This is a genomic window from Cognatishimia sp., from assembly GCF_964229375.1.
In the GTDB taxonomy this organism is placed as follows: Bacteria; Pseudomonadota; Alphaproteobacteria; order Rhodobacterales; family Rhodobacteraceae; genus Cognatishimia.
Genome location: NZ_CAXREH010000119.1, coordinates 1 through 7331, shown reverse-complemented (window position 1 = coordinate 7331; position 7331 = coordinate 1). Strand labels below are relative to the sequence as shown.

The 7331-nt window shown below is 57.1% G+C and carries 8 protein-coding genes; 6 read left to right on the top strand and 2 right to left on the bottom strand.

Annotated features, from left to right (window positions below; translation table 11 throughout):
* The 5 genes from ACEQWH_RS09225 to ACEQWH_RS09205 form a co-directional block, all read left to right on the top strand.
* The coding region (locus tag ACEQWH_RS09225; protein ID WP_370230030.1) for a hypothetical protein at nucleotides 1–1291 on the top strand (1291 nt) is incomplete at its 5' end.
* A gap of 2 nt (nucleotides 1292–1293) precedes the next feature.
* Nucleotides 1294–2064, top strand: coding sequence for an enoyl-CoA hydratase-related protein (locus ACEQWH_RS09220; RefSeq protein ID WP_370230028.1), 771 nt, complete (start codon nucleotides 1294–1296; stop codon nucleotides 2062–2064).
* A 97-nt stretch (nucleotides 2065–2161) separates the two neighbouring features.
* Nucleotides 2162–2857 (top strand): GntR family transcriptional regulator, encoded by a 696-nt coding sequence (locus ACEQWH_RS09215; protein WP_370230026.1) that lies wholly within the window; start codon nucleotides 2162–2164, stop codon nucleotides 2855–2857.
* Nucleotides 2858–2995: 138 nt separating this feature from the next.
* The gene (gene kynU, locus ACEQWH_RS09210) at nucleotides 2996–4192 is read left to right on the top strand and encodes a kynureninase (RefSeq protein WP_370230024.1); all 1197 of its coding nucleotides are present in this window, start codon (nucleotides 2996–2998) and stop codon (nucleotides 4190–4192) included.
* A gap of 80 nt (nucleotides 4193–4272) precedes the next feature.
* On the top strand, nucleotides 4273–5304 hold the full coding sequence (locus tag ACEQWH_RS09205; protein WP_370230022.1) for a glutathione S-transferase C-terminal domain-containing protein: 1032 nt from the start codon (nucleotides 4273–4275) through the stop codon (nucleotides 5302–5304).
* A gap of 30 nt (nucleotides 5305–5334) precedes the next feature.
* Here ACEQWH_RS09205 and ACEQWH_RS09200 read toward each other — a convergent pair whose 3' ends face one another.
* Nucleotides 5335–5790: an Rrf2 family transcriptional regulator gene (locus tag ACEQWH_RS09200; RefSeq protein WP_370230020.1), complete on the bottom strand. Its 456-nt coding sequence runs from the start codon at nucleotides 5788–5790 to the stop codon at nucleotides 5335–5337.
* A 195-nt stretch (nucleotides 5791–5985) separates the two neighbouring features.
* Here ACEQWH_RS09200 and ACEQWH_RS09195 point away from each other — a divergent pair, with 195 nt between their 5' ends.
* Entirely contained in the window at nucleotides 5986–6396 is a 411-nt protein-coding gene (locus tag ACEQWH_RS09195; protein WP_370230018.1) for a group III truncated hemoglobin, read from the top strand.
* A 94-nt stretch (nucleotides 6397–6490) separates the two neighbouring features.
* Here the strand turns inward: ACEQWH_RS09195 and ACEQWH_RS09190 are convergent, their stop codons facing one another.
* A complete protein-coding gene (locus ACEQWH_RS09190) occupies nucleotides 6491–7276 on the bottom strand; it encodes an ATP-binding cassette domain-containing protein (RefSeq protein WP_370230017.1) in 786 nt (261 codons plus the stop codon).
* Nucleotides 7277–7331: the final 55 nt, after the last annotated feature.

The window sequence follows — 7331 nt, the reverse complement described above, 5'->3', positions numbered from 1 at the left end:
CGAAGCCAAGCCCTCCCGCTGGCGCAGAGTCACCCGTCATCCGGCCCTGATGGAATACCGCCGGCTGGCCTTTCTGGTCGCCTCGGTCAACTTGCTGGTCTTTGGGATCGGCATTCGTGATGGCCATTGGCACGACGGAACCGCCTTTGCGCTTGGGGCGATCGCGGATATGGCGCTGATCAACCTGTCGCTGGGCATTCTGATACGCCAGCAGCGGGTGGTGAATGCCCTGTTCTGGCTGGCAACCCGCATTCCGACAAGCTGGCCTCTGTGGATCCGCTGGGGCGCGGGCAAGGTTTTTCACTTTGGCGGTCTGCATTCTGGCGGTACGGTTACAGGCACGATCTGGTTTGGCTTTCTGCTGCTTGGCATGGTGGCCAACCGAGTGAATGGCGCGGCCCTGCCGTCGGACCTGACGCTGGGACTGAGCGCGGCCATGGTCGGCCTGATGACACTCATGATCCTGTCCGCCATTGGCCCCATTCGCGCGCGGTTTCACAATACGTTTGAAACCATCCACCGTTTTGTCGGCTGGACGGTCTTGGGGCTGTTCTGGGCGCAGACGGTATCGATCACGCGCGATCTGGGCGAGACTCTGACACAAACCGCCGCGTTCTGGATGCTGCTTGTGATCACCCTGTCCATTCTGTCTCCGTGGCTGTCTTTGAAACGTGTGAAAGTGGATATCTCTAAGCCCTCCAATCACGTCGTCATTGCGGGCTTTGACTATGGCGATACTCCCTTTGCGGGCAGCTCGAATGCTTTGTCACACACGCCGTTTGGTCAGTATCATTCCTTTGCCAACATCCCGACGCCGGGCAAACCCGGCTATCGGTTGGCCATCAGCCGGGCCGGGGACTGGACGGGTGATTTCATCGATAATCCGCCAAGCCACGTGTGGGTCAAAGGGATCACCACGTCTGGCGTTGCGCGGATTGAAGAGCTGTTCACCAAAGTGGTCTATGTCGGCACCGGCTCTGGCATTGGGCCGATCCTGCCGCATCTGTTGAAAGGCATGGTGCCCAACCGGCTGATCTGGTCCACCCGCAGCCCGCGCGCCACCTATGGGGACGCGATTGTGGATGAAATCGAGGCCAGCACAGAAAACCCTTTGATCTGGGACACCGACGCCCGAGGCAAGCCAAACCTGTCGTCGCTTGCGTTGCAGGCCGTGCGTGAAAGCGGGGCCGAGGCGGTGATTGTGATCTCGAACCAAAAGCTGACGCGTCGAGTGGTTCATGACATGGAAAGCTTAGGCATCCCCGCCTATGGCGCGATCTGGGATAGCTGATGATGTTTGATACGATCGAAACCGACGTCACAGGACGGGTCGCTTCCATCCGGTTCAACCGGCCCGATAAGCTGAATGCGCTGAACACGCAGGTGATGGAAGATGTGCTACAGGCGGCCACGGCCTTTGATGCAGATCCGGCAATCGGTTGTCTGATCCTGACAGGTGCTGGACGTGCCTTTGCCGCTGGCGCTGATATCGCAGAACTTGCCGTGCAGGATTATGCCAGCATGTATGCCTCTGATTTCTTTGCCGGATGGGACCGTTTCGCAGCATTGCGCATCCCGAAAATCGCCGCGGTCAACGGTTTTGCGCTGGGCGGAGGCTGCGAGGTTGCGATGATGTGTGACGTCATTCTGGCTTCTAGCAAAGCCAAGTTTGGCCAGCCTGAAATCAAGATCGGCTGCATTCCCGGTATTGGCGGCACCCAGCGTTTGACACGGCTGATAGGGCGTGCACGTGCGATGGATCTGATACTGACAGGTCGGATGATTGATGCGGCCGAGGCTCTTTCGATGGGGCTTGTCAGCCGCGTGATCCCCCATGAGGACTTGTCACACGTAGCCATGGAGACAGCGCAGGAAATCGCAGGCTATCCGAGCGACATTGCAATGATGGCCCGCGCCTGTGTCAACATGGCCGATCAATCCACGTTGCAAGCGGGCGTCTCTTACGAGCGTCAGATGTACCACGCGCTTTATGGATCAGACGCCCAGACAGAAGGAATGGAAGCGTTCTTGCAGAAACGTCCCCCGCGTTTCAACGAAGGCTAGGGGGCACATGCCCCTTACTTAAGACCCTCGGCTTCCGCCTGCCTCAGCTTTCTGTATGATATGGACAATCACATATCATTTGGGGGCTGAGGACCACATGCCCAATAAATCTGATCTTGCCTATCAACACCTGCGGGCGGCAATTATTTCCGGAGATATTGCACCGGATATTCCCTTGCGTATTGCGACGTTGGGCAAGGACACAGGGTTTGGCAGCACGCCCGTGCGCGAAGCCCTGCGCAGGCTAGAGGCTGAGAGTCTGGTGGTCTCTGAGGTCAACTGTGGCTTCCGCTCGGCGCCGGTGTCGTTGGAAGAGTTCAAAGATCTGGAAAACAGTCGGTTGACCGTTGAAACCGCCTTGCTGCGCGAGTCGATCGAGCAGGGGGATGACGCCTGGGAGGCCGGCGTTGTCGCAGCGTTCTATCAATTCTCAAAACTGGATCCGCCGGTCGATATGCCCGATGTTTTAACCCAGAATGTCTGGGCGCAGCGGCATCAGGCGTTTCACGATGCTCTGATCGCGGGATCAGGCGCGAAATGGCTGAATGTGTTTCAAAAGCAGATCAACGAACAGCTTTTGCGCAAGTTCAAGTTTACCATGACCGACGCGTCTTTGCGCCAACTCGACGCAGACGAGTCGCTTAAGGATCTGTTGCGGCAATCGCTAGAGCCGCGCCACCACAAGCTGTTGATGGAGGCGACACTGGACCGCGACAGCCCGCGGGCTGTGGCCTTGCTGGAAGAGCATATTCAGTTCGCCGCCCGTTTCTTTGCCAAGTGTTTTCCCGAGTGATGGGCGAAAGTCCTGATCATCCATGCAAGAGGGTTGATCTTTGATCAATCAAAATCATATACGATTTTGTAAATCATGGATTAAGTGATCCGAGATTCCCAAACATATATGCACACTCCCACCGTTAAGGAGGCCCTCGTGACCGATTTTGAAAAGACCCGCACGATGTTCGATATCCCTGAAGGGGTTGTCTATCTGAACGGAAACTCGCTTGGTCCTATGCCCAAGGCGGCCCCCGATGCGATGGCGCGGTTTCTGCATGACGAGTGGCGTACGGAACTGATTAAGGGGTGGAACACCAAGGGCTGGTGGATGGCCGCCAACGCGCTTGGGGATCGCGTAGGCAAGCTGGTTGGAGCAGAACCGGGCACGACAATCGTCAGTGACAGCCTGTCGATCAAAGTCTTTCAGGCCTTGGCCGCAGCAATGGCCATGGTGCCGGATCGCCGCGTGATCCTGTCAGACGACGGCAACTTTCCGACCGACCTGTACATGGCCGAAGGTCTGATGAAGCTGAAAGACGACGGCTATGAGTTGCGCATCCCGAATCCAGAGGATGTGCTGGACGCAATCACCGAGGACGTGGCCGTCGTAATGGTGACAGAGGTGGATTATCGCTCGGGGCGGCGGCACGATATGGCCGCTATCATCGAAAAGGCGCATCAGCTTGGGGCGGTGGTGATCTGGGATCTTGCGCATTCCGCAGGTGCCATTCCAGTAGAGCTTGGCCGCCTTGATGTCGATTTCGCGGTAGGGTGTACGTATAAATATATCAACGGTGGCCCGGGGGCTCCGGCGTTTATTTACGTGGCCCCAAGGCTGCTGGACACCGTAGAGCCCTATCTGTCCGGATGGTGGGGTCACGCAAGCCCGTTTGAATTTGATACCAGCTATCACCCAGTGCCAAATCAGATCACACGGATGCGGATTGGCACCCAGTCGATTGCGGCGTTCAATCTGTTGTCCACAGCACTTGATGTCTGGGACCATGTCGATATGGCAGATCTGGATCGGCGCACCAAAGAACTGGCGGAATTGTTTATCGCACAGGTCGAGTCTCGGTGCCCCGGGGTGTCGCTGGCCAGCCCGCGCGATGCAGACCAGCGTGGGGCGCATGTCGCATTTCAGTTTGAACATGGCTACGCCTGCATGCAGGCGTTGATCTCGCAGGGTGTGATTGGCGATTTCCGCGCCCCTGACATCATGCGTTTTGGGATCACGCCGCTTTTCATCAACGAGCAGGACATTCTGAAAGCCGTGTCGGTGCTTGAGGATATTCTGGCGCGTGAAACCTGGAAAGAAGACCGCTTCCAAACCCGCTCTAAAGTGACCTAAAGGGCGGCGTCTGGCTTCACATCTTCAGGCGACATCCTATCTGTTACAGTGATGGGTGTGACAGAAGTTTAAGGTGTAACATGGCAGACAAACCAGTGGATCGATCCACGCAAGAAGATCAAACGGACGCCAAAGCGCGCCGCGCGCGTGGCGAGTTTGTGCGTGGCGTAAGCGGGTTTCGTCATGCCATTGGCGATCCCGAATTTCCGCCCGAACCGGGGCGGTATCATCTGTTTGTCGCGCTGAACTGCCCGTGGTGCCACCGCGTCACACTGGCACGGGGTGTTTTGGGGCTTGAGGATGCGATTTCCATGGATGTCGCTTTTCCCAATCGCACCACCGAACAAGATCCCGTTGGCCCCAATCTGTGGGAATTTGACCCGACGCGGCGGGCTACGCTGAATGGCGAAACCTTGCCCGAGTGCACGCTTGAGACGGGCACAGGGCAGGGGTATCGGCTGGCGAAACAGATTTATCAGGCCGAAGGCTCTGAGGAACAGTCGGTTCCGATCCTGTATGACAAAGTCGCAAGCCGCATCGTCAACAACGAAAGCGCGGAAATCTTGCGGATGCTGGACACACACGCCGCCGCGCTGGGCAGCGTTTTCAGCGATGCAGACCGGCCCCGGCTGCGCCCTGAAAACACCGAGCTTTCAGAGCGGATTGATGGCCTGAATGACCGCATTTATGTCACCATTAACAATGGTGCCTACAAAGCTGGGTTCTCGTCGGATCAGTCGGTCTATTCGCAGGCGTTTGAGGCCTATTTCGACACCTTGCAGTGGCTGGAGGACCTGTTGTCAGACGGGCGTCCGTTCTTGGCGGGCGAGGGGTTTACCGAAGCAGATTTGCGCCTGTTCCCAACGCTTTACCGCCATGATCCCGTTTATTATGTGCGCATGAAGCTGAATGGAGCCCGGATCTTGGACTACCCGCATCTGTGGCGCTGGCTTTGCCGGGTCTATGCCGTGCCCGGAGTCGCGAAAAGCGGATCGTTGGTGCATTGTCGCCAAGGCTACTTTGGCCGCTCCTGGAATGGGGTTGTACCCGCCGGCCCCCTAAAGCCAATGCCTTATCCCGAGGCCTATCAACACCCCGAGCTGGCTGGATAGCCTGTCTGGCGTTGACTGAAGGTCGGCCGCCTAGGCGGTGGTCGACCCGCTATTCAGGGCACCTAGCAAATTGGCCATACCGGGGGCCAGCCCAATCACATCCTTGATTGTGGTCGGGTCCAGCGTCTTGAAAAAGGCCTCTTGCGCGTTTTGCAGCGCAAGGGACAACCCGCAGGACGGCGACAAAAGACACATGCCACCGCCGGACGCCAGACATTCCACCATGGGTTTGTCCTCTTCAAGTTTTCGCAACAAAGCGCCAAGGCTGATCTGCGAAGGATCTTTCGACAGCCGTAACCCGCCGCCCCGCCCGCGCAGGGACTCGGCATAACCTTCTGACACCAGCCACCCCGTGACTTTTGCCATGTGGTTGTACTTTGCGTCATGGATTTCCGCGATCTGACGTGTGGACATCAGCCGGTCTGGCGATGCGGCTAGATGCACGACCACTCGAAGCGCATAGTCTGAGAATTTTGAAAGTTGCATGGGCCAAACCTAGGGTAAAGTAATGTGCATTTCTAGTGCACGTTTTCCCTTAACGTGGCGAAATGACCGATATTACGACGGCGCGTACAACTGTCAAAATAATATGTATTGAAAATACTAGTTAAAAGACATAAGTGACGTGACATATCCCCAAAATGCCGGTCCGCCCGCAGGGATTTGAAAAAAGGTCCAAAGATGAGTTTTCAAAAATTCCACATCACAGAAGCCCAGATTGACGTTCTGGTCGCGGAATTTTACGCCCGCGTTCGCAAAGACCCCGAGATCGGTCCAATTTTTCTGCGCGCCATCGGAACTGGAGCGACGGAGTGGCAGCATCACGAGGCACGGATTGCGTCGTTCTGGCGAAACGCAATCGGGCTGGACCGTGATTTTTCGGGCAACCCTTTGCGCAAACACTCGGAAAACACCGAAATTCGGTCAGAGCATTTTGCGCAGTGGCTCACCCTGTTTGATCAAGCAGCACAGGATGTTTTGCCCGCTCAGGCAGCCCAGAGTATGAGCGTGCTGGCCCATCGCATTGGGCGTAGCCTGCAGTTCGGGCTGACCCAGTATCGCAGCGAGGCTGGGGGCGTGCCGACGTTCTGATAGCTGGCGGAGCGGGGCCATAGAAACGCCCGCCACCACAGGAAAAGCCCCACCAAATTGGCGGGGCTTTTCCTCTTTTTACGTGTCAGGGGCGCTAGACGGTGCCGCCGAGGCTGCCTTCCAGAGCGACCATTTCCTGACCGCCTGCCATCATGTCCTGAAGCTCTTCGGGTGTGACCTCACCGCGTTTGGCCGTGCCCAGCGTTTTGCCACGATTGAGCACGGTGAACCGGTCGCCGACGGCCAGAGCATGGCGGACATTGTGGGTGATAAAGACCACCCCGATGCCCTGTTTGCGCACCTTGTCGATCGTGGCCAAAACATTGGCGGTCTGGCGCACACCAAGCGCAGATGTGGGCTCGTCCAAGATTAGGATCTTGGCGCCAAAATGCACAGCCCGCGCAATCGCCACGGTCTGGCGCTCCCCGCCAGACAGAGTGCCGACAGCCTGATCCGGCCCACGCAGGTTGATACCCATCTTTTTCATCTCTTCCATGGTCACGCGGTTGGCGTAGTCGTGGTCAAAGAATTTCATCGGACCGACTTTTTTGATCGGCTCGTTGCCCATGAAAAAGTTCCGGCTGACCGACATCAGCGGGATCATCGCAAGATGCTGGTGCACCGTCGCGATCCCAGCGGAAATGGCATCCCGAGGGTCGTTGAAATGCATCGGAGCGCCTTCGAAGGTGATTTCGCCTTTGGTTGGCTGATGCACGCCGGACATGGTTTTGATGAAGGTCGACTTGCCTGCGCCGTTGTCACCCAACAGGCAGTGACATTCGCCGGGCATGACGTTCACAGAGACACCTGCAAGCGCGATAACGGATCCGAAGTGCTTTTCGATATTCGTCATCTCGATGATTGGTTTTACGTCAGACATATCAACGCTCCCCCGTGATAATGCGGCGGATATAGGTGTTCAGGATCACCGCGCC